This is a genomic window from Candidatus Nitrospira nitrificans (assembly GCF_001458775.1).
GTDB lineage: Bacteria > Nitrospirota > Nitrospiria > Nitrospirales > Nitrospiraceae > Nitrospira_D > Nitrospira_D nitrificans.
The window spans coordinates 69,821-86,164 of sequence record NZ_CZPZ01000010.1 but is presented as its reverse complement, the minus strand read 5'-3'; the positions used below and the strand labels follow the sequence as shown (position 1 = coordinate 86,164).

Annotated in this window: 18 protein-coding genes and 1 pseudogene; 9 read left to right on the top strand and 10 right to left on the bottom strand. The window is 54.3% G+C overall.

Annotated features, from left to right (window positions below):
* Positions 1–184: 184 nt before the first annotated feature.
* From COMA2_RS07545 to COMA2_RS21300, 3 genes are all read right to left on the bottom strand, one after another.
* On the bottom strand, positions 185–1,135 hold the full coding sequence (locus COMA2_RS07545) for a PilZ domain-containing protein (RefSeq protein WP_139077174.1): 951 nt from the start codon (positions 1,133–1,135) through the stop codon (positions 185–187).
* 362 nt (positions 1,136–1,497) lie between these two features.
* On the bottom strand, positions 1,498–1,836 hold the full coding sequence (locus tag COMA2_RS07540; RefSeq protein WP_090896052.1) for a hypothetical protein: 339 nt from the start codon (positions 1,834–1,836) through the stop codon (positions 1,498–1,500).
* A gap of 354 nt (positions 1,837–2,190) precedes the next feature.
* Positions 2,191–2,478 carry an HD domain-containing protein gene (locus tag COMA2_RS21300; RefSeq protein ID WP_407919010.1) on the bottom strand — a complete coding sequence of 96 codons (288 nt, stop codon included), beginning with the start codon at positions 2,476–2,478 and terminating at the stop codon, positions 2,191–2,193.
* 1,300 nt (positions 2,479–3,778) lie between these two features.
* On the opposite strand from COMA2_RS21300, the gene COMA2_RS07525 reads away from it, so the two are divergent.
* Complete coding sequence (locus COMA2_RS07525) at positions 3,779–5,677, top strand: B12-binding domain-containing radical SAM protein (RefSeq protein WP_090896044.1); 1,899 nt, start codon at positions 3,779–3,781, stop codon at positions 5,675–5,677.
* 166 nt (positions 5,678–5,843) lie between these two features.
* On the top strand, positions 5,844–7,790 hold the full coding sequence (locus COMA2_RS07520) for a B12-binding domain-containing radical SAM protein (protein ID WP_090896043.1): 1,947 nt from the start codon (positions 5,844–5,846) through the stop codon (positions 7,788–7,790).
* 13 nt (positions 7,791–7,803) lie between these two features.
* Here COMA2_RS07520 and COMA2_RS07515 read toward each other — a convergent pair whose 3' ends face one another.
* Positions 7,804–8,058: a hypothetical protein gene (locus COMA2_RS07515; protein ID WP_245630928.1), complete on the bottom strand. Its 255-nt coding sequence runs from the start codon at positions 8,056–8,058 to the stop codon at positions 7,804–7,806.
* 105 nt (positions 8,059–8,163) lie between these two features.
* On the opposite strand from COMA2_RS07515, the gene COMA2_RS07510 reads away from it, so the two are divergent.
* Positions 8,164–9,093 carry a PhzF family phenazine biosynthesis protein gene (locus COMA2_RS07510; protein WP_090896041.1) on the top strand — a complete coding sequence of 310 codons (930 nt, stop codon included), beginning with the start codon at positions 8,164–8,166 and terminating at the stop codon, positions 9,091–9,093.
* 460 nt (positions 9,094–9,553) lie between these two features.
* Positions 9,554–9,988 carry a CBS domain-containing protein gene (locus COMA2_RS07505; protein ID WP_090896040.1) on the top strand — a complete coding sequence of 145 codons (435 nt, stop codon included), beginning with the start codon at positions 9,554–9,556 and terminating at the stop codon, positions 9,986–9,988.
* 16 nt (positions 9,989–10,004) lie between these two features.
* Here COMA2_RS07505 and COMA2_RS07500 read toward each other — a convergent pair whose 3' ends face one another.
* Positions 10,005–10,454, bottom strand: a complete 450-nt coding sequence (locus COMA2_RS07500; protein WP_090896039.1) for a hypothetical protein — start codon at positions 10,452–10,454, stop codon at positions 10,005–10,007.
* Positions 10,451–10,891 carry a hypothetical protein gene (locus tag COMA2_RS07495; protein WP_090896037.1) on the bottom strand — a complete coding sequence of 147 codons (441 nt, stop codon included), beginning with the start codon at positions 10,889–10,891 and terminating at the stop codon, positions 10,451–10,453. Before COMA2_RS07495 ends, COMA2_RS07500 begins: the two co-directional genes overlap by 4 nt.
* Positions 10,892–11,628: 737 nt before the next feature.
* On the opposite strand from COMA2_RS07495, the pseudogene COMA2_RS21295 reads away from it, so the two are divergent.
* Positions 11,629–11,799: pseudogene (locus COMA2_RS21295) on the top strand (type II toxin-antitoxin system HicA family toxin); the annotation flags it as partial.
* Positions 11,800–11,864: 65 nt separating this feature from the next.
* On the opposite strand, the gene COMA2_RS07485 reads toward COMA2_RS21295, so the two are convergent.
* From COMA2_RS07485 to COMA2_RS07475, 3 genes are all read right to left on the bottom strand, one after another.
* Positions 11,865–12,377 carry a MogA/MoaB family molybdenum cofactor biosynthesis protein gene (locus tag COMA2_RS07485; RefSeq protein WP_090896034.1) on the bottom strand — a complete coding sequence of 171 codons (513 nt, stop codon included), beginning with the start codon at positions 12,375–12,377 and terminating at the stop codon, positions 11,865–11,867.
* Between the two features lie 88 nt (positions 12,378–12,465).
* Complete coding sequence (locus COMA2_RS07480) at positions 12,466–12,792, bottom strand: (2Fe-2S) ferredoxin domain-containing protein (protein WP_090896033.1); 327 nt, start codon at positions 12,790–12,792, stop codon at positions 12,466–12,468.
* A 53-nt stretch (positions 12,793–12,845) separates the two neighbouring features.
* Positions 12,846–13,289, bottom strand: a complete 444-nt coding sequence (locus COMA2_RS07475; RefSeq protein ID WP_090896031.1) for a gamma-glutamylcyclotransferase family protein — start codon at positions 13,287–13,289, stop codon at positions 12,846–12,848.
* A gap of 196 nt (positions 13,290–13,485) precedes the next feature.
* Here COMA2_RS07475 and COMA2_RS07470 point away from each other — a divergent pair, with 196 nt between their 5' ends.
* Positions 13,486–13,968, top strand: coding sequence for a hypothetical protein (locus tag COMA2_RS07470; protein WP_090896030.1), 483 nt, complete (start codon positions 13,486–13,488; stop codon positions 13,966–13,968).
* Here the strand turns inward: COMA2_RS07470 and COMA2_RS07465 are convergent.
* Positions 13,965–14,297 (bottom strand): Rieske (2Fe-2S) protein, encoded by a 333-nt coding sequence (locus tag COMA2_RS07465; RefSeq protein ID WP_090896028.1) that lies wholly within the window; start codon positions 14,295–14,297, stop codon positions 13,965–13,967. The genes COMA2_RS07470 and COMA2_RS07465 overlap by 4 nt on opposite strands.
* A 156-nt stretch (positions 14,298–14,453) precedes the next feature.
* Here COMA2_RS07465 and COMA2_RS07460 point away from each other — a divergent pair, with 156 nt between their 5' ends.
* The 3 genes from COMA2_RS07460 to COMA2_RS07450 all read left to right on the top strand — a co-directional run bounded on the left by COMA2_RS07460 (position 14,454) and on the right by COMA2_RS07450 (position 16,195).
* Positions 14,454–14,999, top strand: a complete 546-nt coding sequence (locus COMA2_RS07460; protein ID WP_090896027.1) for an HNH endonuclease — start codon at positions 14,454–14,456, stop codon at positions 14,997–14,999.
* Positions 15,000–15,215: 216 nt separating this feature from the next.
* On the top strand, positions 15,216–15,878 hold the full coding sequence (locus COMA2_RS07455; protein ID WP_090896025.1) for a precorrin-2 dehydrogenase/sirohydrochlorin ferrochelatase family protein: 663 nt from the start codon (positions 15,216–15,218) through the stop codon (positions 15,876–15,878).
* Between the two features lie 8 nt (positions 15,879–15,886).
* Positions 15,887–16,195: an MTH1187 family thiamine-binding protein gene (locus tag COMA2_RS07450; protein WP_090896023.1), complete on the top strand. Its 309-nt coding sequence runs from the start codon at positions 15,887–15,889 to the stop codon at positions 16,193–16,195.
* The last annotated feature ends 149 nt before the right edge of the window (positions 16,196–16,344 follow it).

Sequence of the window (16,344 nt, the reverse complement as noted above, 5' to 3'; positions counted from 1 at the left end):
TGCTCGAACGCAAGGGCTTCTGATACGGGCCGTCTGCTGATGCTGTTGGTATAGAGCAGTCCACGAAGCCATGGGAACAGCTGCTTCCCATTTGCTTTGCCATGATTTATTGAACAGTTACGGGAAAAAGATTCCCGACCCCTTTCATCAATGCGACCCCCCTTTGTGTTCTCTTCTTCTGCTGTCAGAATGGTTTGGCCCTGTACCCATGATCGTGGCCTGACTCGTCTTCATGTCGGCTCCTCTCTCGCAGCTCCCGTTCGACCTCCACACGGCGTCGCTCTGCCGCAATCATTCGGTCAAGCTCTGCAATGTGCTCCTCAGCGAACACCTTGACCGCCTGTCTTTCGTCTGTCAGCCAGCGCGTCAGCGACTCTTTCTTGATCCGCCATGCGTCCGCCAACCAGAATTCACCGGAGACTGAGGTCATGCGGGTGCTATTGATGTTGGCCCGCACTCCGCCCATTCTGCGATCGTCATGGGAAAGGCGCGACACAATCTCCTTCAAAACGCCGTCGGTGGATGTCGAACCAAGATAGTTTTGGAGAAGAGCCAGGGAGAAATCTGCCTCCGTGTCGCCGCCGGCCTTGACCAACTCGCCGAGCGCGGCCGCGAACTCGGGTGTGCATGTGGGAAACGCTCTGCTGATGAGACTCCCTCCTCGAAAGCGGAATTCCGCCCGGTCTTGAACGAACCACGCCAGTCCCTTGCTGACGGCGAGCTCAGGATCTTTGGAAAGCACGGCTTCCAGTCCTTGGAACTCAAACGGCACCAGCTCGACCTGTTCTTTGCCGCCGTCTTCGGACTTCCTTGCGAGCCAAGTTGTCATCACGTTGCTGAGTCGCTGGCGTTCAGCCTCTCTGATTCGAACAAATGCCAGCCCGGCGGTTTCATCGTCGGCCCACTGCACATCAGCCCCATCGATCATCAGCGCCCACTCTAAGCCTGGCACGGCGATGCGTAGTTCTAACGAGAGGCCAGGCAACATGAGGAGCGGGCTTTCCAGCCGGCACCCACTGCGTGAGAGATCGCGTATGATGCCCGTCCCTTCCGACTCCACGGAGCCCGACACCATCGCGTGAAATCGCACAGCAACTCGTGGTTCAGTTCGTTGTTCTTCTACCTTCAGATTCATGAGTGATCGATACTCCACCTTCCATCATTGTCACTCTTCATGTCTCCCTCAGAAAGAAGCAAGGGAGAGAGGGCTTGTGCGAATTCTCTGATTGACCCAATGTGCGTTGTTCATTCAGGGACACATTATCTCTCGTAGGTATGTCAACCGGCAACAGCTCTTCGAGCGGACTAAAAAGAATCGGGTATCTTTGTCTAGGACGGCGCTTTTCAGGATGTGATAGGGGAGGTGTCCAGCAGCTAATCAGGGACGGCGAGACATGCCGGAGCTTCTAACGCATTTGCTGCACCTCTGTCATACTAAAGAATCCCGACCCATTTTTTGTCTTCGAGATGGGCGCCCATTTGATGGCACTCTTCTCGCTACCGTGGCCAAAGTGGAACACCTTTGCTCAATTCTTCGCGAATTCGTATGGCGAGAACATCTCTTGTCATAGGGCTTATCAGTTGTTCCAAGGCAGGAGAATCCAGAGTCTCCGTCTTGTTTTTCACCAGTAGAATATCGGGAATGGATAACCCTTTGTGCTTGGAATACTTGATTCCCTCAAGTATGGCTCCACGTGCTGCAATGAGATGAACTTTTCTGTTTGCCGCCATCCTGGTCATTGGGGGATCAAAAGATAGATCGGCGCTTTGGATGTCATCCTGGGACAACAGCATGGTTTCCTCAATCTGGTAGAAGCTGTTTGGCTCTGGTGACATGGGACTCTTTGCAAAATAAGCGGAATGTGCATTCACGCTCAGGAAGAAAATGTGCTACCCCGGAATGGTCCCGAAGTTCCTTCACTTGATACCATCCTTCGATGGGATGCTTTCTTAAAACCTTCAGATGATAGTCAGGCCTATTTATCTTAGGGCCTTTGTTCTCAAAGATATCTTCAGCTGTCCAAATCTTTTCCCGTTCTAATCGATTCTTATGCTCAGACCATCGTGCTTGTGCCGAATCAGGCTGTACTTTGTCTAATCCGCCAGCACGTTCTTCAAATACCCTTTTCAGGATTTTACGCTCCATGAATAATTTGGACGCTATCTCGCTGATCTTTCCGATGCCATTGTCTAACGCAGGATTAAGCAATTGTTCACAAAGGCACGGTCATCAAGGGCGGCGAAGGTTTTTAGTAGGTGTTCGATAGAGGCACAGTCTCGATACCAGCTCCATCTAACTTCACTAAGCCGCTCTCGGATACGCTCCAGCATAGCATTACATGCGCGGTTAGTTTTGTGGCCATAAATCTGCGCATGCATTTGATACCGTGATATCAGTAGGTCTTCCAATGCTCCAATGCCGCTGTAGCGGATACAGATCCTGAGTTTTTTTGTATCTGTTCGAGCGTATGTACACATGCTTTTGAGAATTCTGTCGGGGTCATATAAGCCATAATTAACCCCACACATGTGCGAGTCACGGAGTAAATAATCCATTCGGTCTATGTCGAGATCGCTGGATAGGATGTCGTGAAACAGATTTTGAACACTGTAGGAGCCTGCGTGCATTAGGCTGCTGGGCGTAATTCGGTCATCAATGATAGCGCAAACGTCTCTGGCAACACTTGATGCGTCTAATCCCATGCGGTCGAATTCGACTTTGGAGTCCAGAATAATGCGTGTAGCAGCAATGCAAGAAATAATCTCATGTCGCACTGGCTTGCCTGCATCTTCAGACCTATTGGCGGCTAGAGTTGGAGATACGAAGGCATATTCAGTACTTTCTATAAATGTGGTGATCTCATTAACAGTTGGGAAAAACTTGTCGAATAGATGGCTCAACGGGCCGTGTCAAATATCGTGAAATAATGCGGCCATGCGGAGAAGGAGCCTGAAGTACTGGTCATCCCCAAGAACTCTGAAAGTTTCCGTGATTCCATGGTCATCCAGTCTGTAGGGGCCTTGAAAGGTTTGACGGCCGGATCCTGCCTTGCAGATTTTTCTTTGATTGCTCAGAACTGCATCCAGGAATTTTCCCGCAAGATGCATCACTCCGACGCTATGATCGAACCGCGTGTGGTTGGCTGAAGGAAAGATGAGGTAGAGAAGAGAGTTTTGACGTAGTCCGTGGAGTCGCTGGAATAATCGATGGTCGATTAGCGTTCTTTCGATTCGCCCAAATGTGATTCCTCCGTGAATCGGGTCTTGAATCGTGTGTCTGGTGAAATCATAGTCGGATAACATGGCAGCCTTTATTCCAAGGTATTCCCGGCCTGCAGCCTACCACCCTTTGGCCTTCTGCGATGAAGAGTCCCGGCGGTTCGAGGCAATCCTGTCGGACTGACAGGCCAGGGTGGGGCGGGTTCTTCATACGCATTGACGGTTTGGATAACGATCAAATAGCAAATAGGCGAGGGTATTGTAAGCATTTTGACATCTTAGGTCTATGGTCGGCCAGACGAAACTGCTCTGATTCACCACACCGTTCTTTATTTATCTTATGTCTCTCTCTAAAGTGTGGTCAGGTCGTCCTTTACTGCGCGCATTGAGGGACCATCGTTTCATCGTGGGGACGCAGCGGGCACACAGGACGACCTGACCGCTCCGCTCCTTCCCACCCTTGCATCTCCTTCTTCCGTCCCCGTACAATGTTTTTCTTCAAGCCTAACCCATTGGTGTTGCAGTCACTTTGGGCCAGTGTGAGGGAGACTAGGCCGGCGTGAAGATCGAATATTCTAAAGGCGAGCGAACCTCCAAGGAGCTGATTCTCTTCAATCGCCGGCAGTTTGAAGCCACCAGTGGCCGGAAGATGAAGGTCATGCTGATCTTCCCGCCCGATTGGTTTCCCTCGGAACCCTATCTATCACTGCCTTCTCTCACCGCCGTCCTTCGCCAGGCAGGCCATACGGTCATTCAAAAAGACATCAACTGCGCGATGTGGGACTGGTACTTCAGCGAGGACTTTTTGAAGAAGGTTTTGCGCCGGGTGCCGCAACAACTCGATCGCCTCCGCAAGCTCTCCAAGAAGCGCGACCTCGACGCCGGCGAGATGGATTTGCAGCTCGCGCTGTGCGATGTGACCCATCAACGGATAGCGAAGTTGATTCAAAATGCAGAGGAATCGAAGCGCATAATAAGAAGTGATCAGTTCTATGATATCGACAAGTTGGAATGGGCACTTCAAGTTTTTCGCGAAGTAATGTCGGTGGTTTCGATGGTCTATTTTCCGGCGAGAATTTGCATGCCGCCGATGGAGACCGATCTGTCGTACAAGGTCTATATCTCGTCGGAAGTGATCGATGCGGTCCACGATACGCAGGTGAATATTTATCGCGATGTGTTCGACCATCTCGTGAAGCCGGCGATTGAAGCTGAGCAGCCGGATGTGGTCGGGATCTCGATCGTCCTGCAGCAACAGATGCTGTCCACCATGACCTTCTGTGCCCTCATTAAACAGCATTTCCCTCACATCCATCTCACGATCGGCGGCAATACGGTGACACGCTTGCGCGATGTGCTGCCTCAATCGCCGCTGTTCCAGTACTTCGACAGTGCGGTCGTCTATGAAGGGGAGACGGCCTTTGTGCAGTTGGTCTCGGCGGTGGGGGCGAAGCGGAGTCTCGCCGAGGTGCCGAACGCGATCTATAAGGACGAGACCGGAGTCCATGCGTCGCCGACCAGTTATGCGGAGGATCTCGCGACGCTGCCGCCGCCGGACTTTGATGGCTTGCCGTTGGAAAAATATTTCGTGCCGACGAGGATCCTGCCCTATTTGGCCACGCGCGGCTGTTACTGGGGCCGTTGCGAATTCTGCGATCACGGCGAAGGGTATACGGCAGGATACCGGTCCAAGAAGATCCAGGATATTCTCGTCGATATTCAGTTTCTGCGGGACAAGTACGGCACGCAGCACTTCCACTTTACCGACGAATCCTATCCTCCGGCCCTGTTCCGCAAGCTCACGCGTGGCTTGATTGAGAGTCGGATGGGTATCGTCTGGACGACCCACATGCGGTTTGAAAAGAGCCTGCTCGACCAACAAGTATGGCAGGATGCGAAAGAATCCGGGTGCAAGTATCTCCACTTCGGTTACGAGTCCGGCGTCGAGCGGGTGCTGCAGTTGATGGACAAGGCGACGACGACGGAGATCATGACGAAGCATCTGCAGTTGACGGCGAACGCGGGTATCTGGAATCACTGTATGGGGTTCTTCGGCTTTCCGGGCGAGACGAAGGAAGAGGCATGGCAGTCGGTGCAATTTTTGGAACAGAACAAAAGCCATGTCCATTCGCTGGGGTTCGGCACGTTTGACTTGGGACGGCATAACCCGGTGGCCAAGCATCCTGACAAGTGGGGTGTGACGGCCTATAAGAATCCGGAGTGGGATCTGGCGCTGGACTATTATTACACCGTGAAGAAGGGGATGAGTATCGAAGAGGCTGAGCGGGTGTTCGAGCAGTTCGAACGGCACCACCATCCTGGTTGGGACCTGCGGCTCTATATCCGCGAGTATATCTTTCTCTATATTTCAAAGTTTGGATTAGGAAAGCTGCCGGATCTCCAGTATCAGTCCGTCAAAACGGCAGGAGCGGCGCCGACGCTAGCGGGGAAAATGTGATGAGTCGTCGCTCGTGAAGCGTATCTCATGCAAGCGTTTCGAGTTTCAAGCTTCGCGTTTCAAGTTAGTTCTCTACATTTCAGGAGTCCGACATGATCAACATGAAACGTGGAACTAGAGACGAGAACTCAAGTCCCCGACGACTGACGTTTCAAGAAGGACAAGAATGAGTGGGTTAGTTCAAGTAGACGGTCTTGCCCCATTGACCAAGGCTGATCGTAAAAAATCAAAAGTCATGCTCCTGTTCCCGCCGGAGTGGGTCCCGACGGCGCCCTATTTGGCGCTGCCCTCACTGACTGCCGTGCTGCGGGAGGCAGGGCACACGGTCATTCAGCGCGATATCAACATTGGGATGTGGGATCACTTTTTCAGCATGGAATTCCTGATCTGGGTGAAGGCCAGGCTTGGGATGCAACTGAAGGCATTGCGCGAGAAAGAGAAGGGCGGGTTGCTCACGGACCGAGAGGTCAATCAGAAAGCCGTGGCGGAGCAGGCGGACGCGGTCGATGTATTCGACCTGGCGGACCGGGCGGAAGATGCCAAGCGGATTGTGCGCGGCGAGCGGTTCTATGAGGCGGAGCTCCTGGACGAGGCGCTGAACACCTTCCGCGAGACAATGGCCTATATCTCCGCCGCCTATTATCCGGCCTCGCTCGTCTTCTATCCGATGGAAAGCAATCTCGGCTATCGTCCCGGTGTCTCGAAAGAAGTGTTCGCCTGTTTGGAGGATGAGCAGGTGAACGTCTATCGGGATCTGTGCAATCAGCTGGTCATGCCGGAGGTGGCGAAGGAACGGCCGGACGTGGTCGGCATTTCCATCGGGACGCAGATGCAGCTGTTGGCCGGTCTGACCTTCGCCAAGATGATGAAGGAGACGTTCCCGCAGATCCATCTCGTGGTGGGCGGCAATGTCATTACTCGACTGCATGAAGACCTCATCCATCACGAGAGATTCTTTACGGAGGTATTCGATTCGGCCATTCTCTATGAGGGCGAGCATGCTCTGCTGTGGCTCATTGAAGCAGTGAATGGGCAGCGGCCGCTCGCTTCTGTGCCCAACTTGATTTATCGGGATGAGTCGGGTTTGCATCGAAATACCGAAGTCTATACCGAGAAGACGACCGTGCTGCCCTTGCCGGACTTCGAGGGGATGCCGCTGGATCGTTACTTCGTCCCGGAACTGATCATTCCCTATTTGGCGACGCGTGGCTGCTATTGGGGCCGCTGCACGTTCTGCGACCATGGCCAGGGCTACTTCGATCAGTACCGTGGGATGCCCGCCCAGTTGGTGATCGACCAGATCAAGGCGTTACGCGATAAATACCACTGTCGGCACTTCCTGTTCAGCGACGAGTCCTATCCGCCGGCGCTCTTCAAGAAGGTCTCGCAGTTGCTGGTCGATCAAAACGTCGGCATCAAGTGGACGACGCTGATTCGGTTTGAAGAGACGCTGCAAGATCAAGCGGTATGGGATCTTGCGGCGAAGGCCGGCTGCTGCACGCTCTATTATGGAATGGAATCGGCGAACGAGCGTGTCTTGAATCTGATGGATAAGCATGCCAAGAAGAGTGTGATCCAGCGCAATCTCCAGATGGCGGCGAAGGCGGGGATTTGGAACCATGTCATGGTTTTCTACGGGTTTCCCGGCGAATCACTCGATGAAGCGATGGAGACCCGCCGGTTTGTTTTGGAGAACCAGCCGGTGATTCACTCGCTGGAACTATTCTATTTCGTGGCGTATCGACACACACCGATGGTTCGCCATCCTGAAAAGTTCGGCATTACCATTCATAGGCAGGAGGAGTACGATCTTCCGCTGGACTATTACTACACGTTGAATGATCCCGGCACGCTGTCGTGTCTCGATGCGATGCAGCTCTGCGAGGAATTCTATAAGCAGGATTTTCATCCATGGGCCGTGCGGGTGAACTCGCGCGAGCATGTCTTTCTGTATATCTCGAAGTTCGAGACAAACCGGTTGCCCCAAATCTACGCGCAGCAGACGCAGCCGGTCGGATCTCCTGAGGGAGTGTCAGGATTGATCACCTGGCCGGTGGTTCATCCGCAAAAGGATGACGGGATGGCGCGTGTCACGAGTCACGATGTCGGGTGAGGACAGGCGAGGTTTAGCCGTCCGTTTCCGGGACGAGGACAGCGGACAGCAACGCATACGCGGCTTCGACGGTCCTGGTCATCGATTCCGCTTTCTGAAACAGTTGCATGTATGTATTGGGATTGTTCGCGAGACCGGCGTACCGTGTCGGATTCCAGGTGTAAAGTTGCACGCGTTTCGCCCGTTCCAGGTCTTCGGTGGTGATGGGGAGCGTGAGGTCCAGGACTTCCAACGCATGGGCGACGTCTTGTTCGGTGATGTAGTCCATGGGAGGAGTCTGTCAAAGAAGACGAATCCTGTCAAATGATGGCGGGTGTTTTCTCAGGATGCCGTCAGGTGCCCTGTGACTATTCAATCGAGTTCTGGAGTGATCATGACTGAACAACGGGCGCTGAAATTTTATCAGGCTGACGTGTTTACCTCTCAACCGTTCGGCGGCAATCCCGTCGCGGTTTTCCCCGACGCGGATGGTCTGACGGACGACGAGCTGCAACAGATCGCGCGGGAGATGAATCTCTCGGAGACCGTGTTCGTCTTCCCGCCGACCGACCCTGCTGCCGTGGCCCGATTGCGGATCTTTACCCCGACTCAAGAGATTCCCTTTGCGGGCCATCCGGTGCTAGGCACATTCTACGTATTGGCTCAACTCGGGAGGATCGCTACTCAGGGACAGGTGACGCATGTCACGCAGGAATGCAATATCGGATTGTTTTCCGTTGAATTGCATACTGAACAGAGTCGCGTGGCGCGGATCGTCATGTCGCAACCCAAGCCGGAATTTCTCGACCCCATCGCCGCCGTCGACGATGTGTATCTGGTCGGAGGCGCGCTCGGCTTGCCGAAGCACGTGATCGCCGATACGAAATGGCCCCTTCAAGTCGTGTCGACCGGCTTGCCGGTCTTGATCGTGCCGGTGCGAACATTGACGGCGGTCCGGTCGATCAATCCTGATGCGTCGGCTATCATCAACGTCTGCGAACGTTTCGGGGCTAACGGGATTATGGTCTTTACGACGGTGACGGTCGAATCCTTCGCCTCCGTTCACGCGAGGATGTTTGCTCCGAAAATCGGAATCTTGGAAGATCCCGCCACAGGCAGCGCCGGCGGCGCACTGGGCGCGTACCTGGTTCAGAACGGCGTCGTTGAAGTCGGACCCATGACGGAGATTCTTATTGAACAGGGTTACGAAATCGATCGGCCATCACGGATTCTCGTGCAAGTTGAGTCGGACGACGATGTGATTCAAGGTGTGAAGGTCGGTGGGCATTGTGTAATGGTGGTAGAAGGGGTGTTGAAGTTTTGAAACGGAGAAAATAGGTCAACGATCTAAGAAGGGAGGTCCATTAGCCGCCAGTGGCTCGCGCGACGCGCACGCGGGACTGATCAACTGTTTATCGGATCGGGTGGTGCTCGTCGCCTGCGCACAGTTGGAGACGAATAGACCCCCCTTTCATGGTGGACAAGTGATGGAAATTCCTTCTGACAGGAATCGTTTCAAAACCTTGCATATGAGGGGAGCCAGAAGAAATGAAGGTTGTGCTATTTCGCAAGCCGAGCATAGTGGGACGGAAGCTCTCGTCGTAGATCTGTCCGCCAGTGAGTCAAACGTGTTCCGACAAGATCATGCTCGTTGAGTGTGTGATTCCACCTTGCAAGCGACTCTTTTGAGCCTCCCTGCCATTCTGTGCTACCCTGAATCCAATCAGAGCGAGCGCGGCCGGCGTTCTTGCGTGTAAGTCCATTCGAACTCAAAAGGAGGAAGCATGTCCACAGTCGCGAAGATCATGAACAAAAACCCCAAGAGCGTAGGACCAAAAACGTCGATTGCCAGCGCCGCCAAGACGATGCGTGCGGCGCGGGTGGGATCGCTCTTCGTGAAGAAGGGCAAACGATTGGTCGGGGTGGTGACGGACACGGACATCGTTCGACGCGCCGTCGCGGGCGGAAAGCCGTTGGGCAAGTTGACCGTCGAGAAGATCATGACGACGCCGATTTGCACGATCGAGGGGAGTCAGTCGATCGATGATGCGCAGGACATGATGGCCGACCTGGGCGTCCGCCACCTCGGCGTCACCAAGAACGGTGAGATTTCCGGCGTCGTTTCCGTGCGCGACCTCCTGCTGCACTATAAGCGCTATGCGCAGTCGAAGATTTCAGCTGACGTGAGCTATTCGGAACCGAAGATCTCGCAGGACTAAGGGAATAAAGTATCAGTTACATAAGGCGAGCTTGCTTCAGGAAGTCCGTCAGGCATTTATGGGTATTTGCCGGATCTGCGGCAGAAGGTTGGGGCCATCGTTTACCGTGTGCTACCCAGTGTCTATATCCACACAGAAGTTCGGCGTCACGATAGGTTCGTGTTGAGACCCGTTTTTTGAAGTGCTTGATTACATCGTTCAAGCCTTGGTCCTTTGTCTTGCCGGACGATCCAAGGTGGTCGAACACAATGCGTTCAAAAGTCGAGAGTAGGGAAACTATTACGGAGTCGGCCAGTTCTTCCTTACTTGAAAGCAGGAGGTGTTGCGCCTGCTCCAGTGACTTATTGAAGAATATTGTGTTGTGAAATATGGCGCTCTTTCTTGATTTTTCGAGCAAGTCTCCAACGATGTTCAGACAATCAAGAGAAGCTTGGTGGGCATTGAGGACTGCGTCGAGATCGGTCACGCCAGAGCACGTGTGAGGAGATCTGTAAAGACTTTTTCGGAAAGTCCTGGAAATTCAGAGGGCTTGCTTCCAAATCCATGGACCCATTTTCCCCGGTCGGCAAGATACAGCAGGATATAAGTTCCTTTAGGAGATACCATGTCTACTCGCCCATCGGCGCCTATGACTGTTGCACCGATAGGCTTCATGACGATCGTTTTATGATCCACGGTCATGGTCAAACGAGGGACGTCAAACGTGCCAAGGCTTTCTTCAGTGTGGGGAACCTTTTCCGTGCGAACCTTGATGAGTTTTTCCCGCTCTGCCTCGGCGAGCCAACATCGAATCGTTTCAAACAGACCTTCCAGAGCGGATACCCATTCTCGTTGGCGTCGAAGGCGCAGACGCGGATTATCAGCGGCTTTTTGTTTTCTGAGAAATTCGGTCAGCGTGGCCATAGGATGCGACTATCATATAGCATTTATCGTCACACTTCCAAGGTTCCTTGCTTTAAGGGTGTTCCGAACATAATTCCTGATCTCTATTGATGGTCGTCTTGCTCGTATTCATGAAATGACGTGGGCGGATATCCAGCGGTTGATTCGACTTGTGGCAGTGCGAGAGCTTGGACGGTACATTATTTGCCGAATTCCGTGAATGATGGCCAGAAATATCAGAGCCACGACGGCGCTTTATCTTGTTTGTCTCGGAAGCGCCGCCTCAGGGTGGGTGGGTTCTGGACAATCAGGTTTGACCGGCAAGCAAAGATGATCTTCGGGAAAAACTTTTGCCTCTGCTGAAACTTTCCACGTATGGCCCTGATCGTGGGCTCGGTCTTTCCCGTGGTGCAGGCTACTTTCTGCTTCAATCCTTCTCACGTCCGCTATAGGGATCGGTTGGCGATATCAAAATGGGCGATCTCAGGAGACTCTAGCAGCATCCAGTCGAAGCCCATTTGAGGCGTAGGGTAATGGGTCAATCGCCTGCGAGAGGTAGTCCTTTTCATTGTTGTCATGGCAATGGGAAAACCATTGAAGAGGCCAAACGGAATATCCGTGAAGCCATTCAACAGCGCCACCGATCTCTTCCGGCTAATGGGCAGGCCATTCCACAAAACGAGAGGCTCGTTCACGCCGAAGAGTTGACGGTTGCTGTGCCTTGATGGGCAGAATGCCCCTGGTCATGGCGCAACCTTGTTCGCTTACTCAAATCCCCCAGATTCGAAGAAGATCGACAGTCCGGCAGGCACCTCACGCTTCGGCATGAAGCGCGAAACGTGCCTGTGACGATTCCGGTTCACACGGGTGCGATGTCGGCCGAGGCTTGCGGTCAGGATTCTGAAAGATGCTGGATTTTCGGTCGATGACTACTTGAACAAGTAATGCAGGGGAAACTCTCCAGCCTTCCCTCTTCCCCCCTGATGCCTCACGGTTACTTTGCGAGTTCTCTGACGAGGTGGCCCAGCTCTGGAAGGATGAGCTTTTCCATCGCGAGACGGACGGCGTTTTCGGAGCCTGGAATAGAGAAGAGAACGCGGTCTTTGATGATGCCGGCGGTCGCCCGGCTCAGGATGGCCGGTGAGCCGATGTCTTGATAGGTCAGCAACCGAAAGATTTCACCGAATCCCGCGAGCCGCTTTTCCAACATGGCATCCACCGCCTCGAACGTCGAATCACGCCGGGAAATGCCGGTGCCGCCGTTGATGATGATGGCCTGCACTGCGTCGTTGGCCGTGCCTCGAGCGATCCACAGTTGGATCTGCGCCGGGTCGTCTTTGGTGAGATGGTACCCGACCACCGCATGGCCTCGCTCTTCAAGGAGCTTACGAATCAGCTGACCGCTGGCATCGGTTTCTTGCGTACGGGTGTCGCTGCACGTAATGACCATGCACCCAATCGAGCTGGGCGCATGGTGTTTGTGTTCGTGATGACTTGGTATGGTCATGTGTCAAAAAGTCTCCGAGCAACTATCCGCTGCAGCGATCAAGCTGGAGCCTCACCTGACCGCTCGAAGCGACCGCCAGTGGCTGACCTTATTTCCACACGGAGTCTGGGTTGAGCTTCGCGGCTGGTGTCCCTTTCGCGACATGTTCATCTAGGATGGTGGCGACGTCCGCCTCAGTGACTTTGGAATACCACGTATTGTCGGGATAGACAACGACCGTCGGACCCTGTTCGCAGGGACCCAGGCAGCCTGTTGCGCTCACCAACACCTCTCCCGGTTGAACGGATCGTTGCATCAGTCCCATATTGAACGCCATCAGTAGCTGGGCCGCGCCGGCCGACCCGCAAGAGGGTTTGGGATGGCCGGGAGGACGAGAATTGGTACAGACAAGGATATGATATTTTGGTTTTGGCATAATCTCCTCAATGATAGTCGAGATGAAACATGGAGCTGCTGGCTGCGGCACATTTACCGCGGCCGATAGGACTCCCACTCCTGGATCACTTCCTCAGGAAGCTTCCACTGCTTGAGCCCTTTCAAGACCCAGTCCACGTAGTGGTCTTTGGGCTTAAACTTGCCGATCGGGTTGGCTGCGTAGGTGGTGACGAGTTCCTTCTCTCCGCGCTCGGTCGAGACGGTGACTTGGAGGTGGCGGTACGCGCCTTGCGGCACATCCTGCTCGAACCGATCCATGAGCGTCACATCTTCGTCGGTGAGTTCAAACACGCCCCCCCAGGTCGTTTCACCCTGTGAGGGCACGATGCTGGCCAGTCCACAGCGCCATTGTGACGACCATCGGCAAAATTTGATGGTATGGTCCGAGATGGTCGCGAGGTGGAGAAATCTGTGTTCCGGGGCTCGCCGTTTGAGTTGCGAGGGATTGAGGAGATCGCCGTACAAAAAGAACTTCATGCACCGTACTCGTTCTATGCCAAATCGTCTGAAATCCTATGTGTACTTGTAACACACCGGCTTTTCACCAGACAAGCGGCCCACGGCAGGACCACTTTCTATACTGCATTGACATGGCGTTGAGGCCTTCTTAAGATGCCGTGCGACCAATCCGGTTCCACGACATGAGCTTTCTCCACTGACTCCTCACGTGAACATGACCAATAATTCTACCTTCTCGCAATCGCTCGGCACTCGTGTTATCCGCTATGCCGTCGTCGCAGTTCTGCTGTCGGGGGGACTCTACTATGCCTGGACCACACTGCCGTCGACCCCTCCGTCGAGAGACAGCCGAGAGACTGAGGCGCTGGCCTTGGTGCAGAATCATCAGGCGATCGGCCACCCGACAATCCTACAGGCCATGAATGAGCATGTCCGTACGATGAAGGATCGTGGGCAGGGGGTTCGGCTTGGTGAATGGCGGGTGAAGCATGTCGAGGGCGATATCTATGAGATCCGTGTGCAGCTTCGCGATCAAGGGGTGCGCGGCCAATGGTTCGAACGAGAGTTCATTTGGCATGCCCATCTGGAACTCAAGAAGGTCAATGCGGCCTCGTTGCCGGCGGACGGAGTCACGCCGAAAGCCCCTGATGTCGATGAAGAAACGGCGCCCCCACCGCCTGGTTCGTCAAAACGTTAGACCGGTTCTCTGAGCGCCGGTGGGATGGCGATCTGAACTTCATCTCCTTGGATGCGAACCTCGCAACAGGCCACCTGAAAGTTCGGATTACCGACGCGCTCTCCTGAGATGACACTGAATTTCCAGCCATGCCAAGGGCATTCGACGACTGCTTCGCACAGTTTCCCTTCTCCGAGCGGGCCGCCCGCGTGGGGACAGGCGTTATCAATGGCATAAAACGTTCCGTCCACGTTGAAGACGGCAATCCAGATCCCATCGATCTCGACGGTGCGTCCCGAGCCGGGTGGAATCTCATGCGTGAAGGCCACTCGGACGAAATCGTTCGTCATGGGTCTTTCTCCCTCGATTCGCCGAAGACGGTATCAGAAGGGCGCTTGCTTGATTTCAACGCCACCTTATGGCATAGAACTAGCTGCGAGTAGCCATGCCCCCGCGGATGGGCTCCTTGAGCGATCTGGAGGCCCGATTGGGGATGAGGTTCCTATATGGAAATGACCCTCCTGCTCAACGCGACTTATGAACCCCTCCGGGTCGTACATTGGCAAAAAGCGATCGCCCTCCTCTGGCAAGGGAAAGTCGAAGTCTTGGAAGTCTATGACAGGGAAATCCATGGGATTTCGCTGTCGATCAAGCTTCCAGCGGTAATGCGACTGCTGAGGCTGGTGAAGTTGAAAGACAGCCACCGCGCCGTCAAGTTTTCCCGCATCAATATTTTCACGCGAGACGGGTACTGCTGCCAATACTGTCACCACAGGTTTCGGACGGAAGAGTTGACCTTCGATCATGTCGTGCCCATCGCGAAGGGCGGGAAAAAGACGTGGGAAAATATCGTCACGGCATGCTGGCGATGCAACAATCGGAAGAGCGGGCGCACGCCGGAAGAAGCCGGCATGAAGTTGAAGAAACGGCCCATGAAACCTCGATGGAGCCCGGTCATTACCATCACCATCGGCATTCGCAACACGCCGGAAAGCTGGCGCGATTATCTTTATTGGAATATGGAGCTGGATGCAGATCCGGCCGATACCTAGCGCGCGGGCGTAAAACGATCGACAGCTGCCATTCGATCCGCACCGATCTCTCCCGGAATTTTCCCAACATCGTGCATGAAATCATGTCAGCCGTTCGAGTGCCCAGCATTATAGCGGCGGAGTGATCAAAATGGGAAACGAGGCCTGAAATCTTTCTTGCATGATGGAGGTACATTCCCGGATACTGAGGCACTTGCTTGAAACAGGAGTGGTGTCATGGCTGCGAATCCTGGTTTTCCCTTGGTCTTGGATGTCCGGGGCTGGCCGGTCCTCGTAATCGGCGGCGATGAGGAGGCCGCTGAAAAATCCCAACGCTTGCTCGAGTCCGGCGCGCGAGTCACAGTGATCAGTCCCACGCTGAATGAACCGCTGCGCCTGCTTGCGGCTTCAGGGAAGATTATCCATCGCGGGCGGCATTTTCGCGACACGGATCTCGAGCATGCCGTTCTCATTCTCAATACCGTTCGCGGTGACCGCGACTTTGCGCAGATGCTGTCGGCTCAAGCCAGAGAAAAGCGGGTGCTGCTCTGGTCGGTCGACTATCCGGCGGCAAGCAGTGTCACGATGCCGGCGGTCGTGGCAGCGGGACATGTGCGAGTCGCGATCAGTACAAGCGGAGTGGCGCCGGCCCTGTCCGGATTCATGAAGGAGGATCTGGAACAGATCCTCGATGCGGAATTCATCGAATTCGTCGAATGGCTCGGGCAGCTGCGTGAACAGGCCAAGGCGAACGAGCCGGATGCCGAGAAGCGGCGGGCGCTGCTCCGTGACGCGCTGGACGGTTTTCGTCTTCTCGGCAAGGTCAGATATCCCAACGTATGGTTGGAAAGGCGGTCTCAGGCGGCGGCGAATGCGCAACCTGATGCCAAACCACAATAGGAGAAACGATGGTCCTACTGGAATTCAGCATGTCGCCTTTGGGAAAGGGTGAGAGTGTCGGGAAGTATGTGGCCCGTTCTCTCGATATTATCGATAAGAGCGGAGTCCCGTATCGGTTGAACCCGATGGGAACGGTCTTAGAAGGCGAATGGGAGCAAGTCTTCTCCGTCGTGCAGCGATGCTATGAGCGGATGAAAAAGGATTGCAATCGCATTTCCTGCACGATCAAAATCGACTACCGAAAGGGCTCTTCCGGACGCCTCCAGAGCAAGGTGAGCAGCGTTGAAAAGAAGCTCAAGCGAGCCGTGAGGCAATAGGAGGGGCGCCCCATGGCCTTCTGCCGAGACCCTGTCCCGCGACCTGAGATGATCAGCTCCCCAGCTATGCCTTCCCCCTCATAGAACGATCCCATCTTTTGACCGGTTTCTCCCCACAGAGGGAAGGGGCTTAACCTTCGTATTGCAAA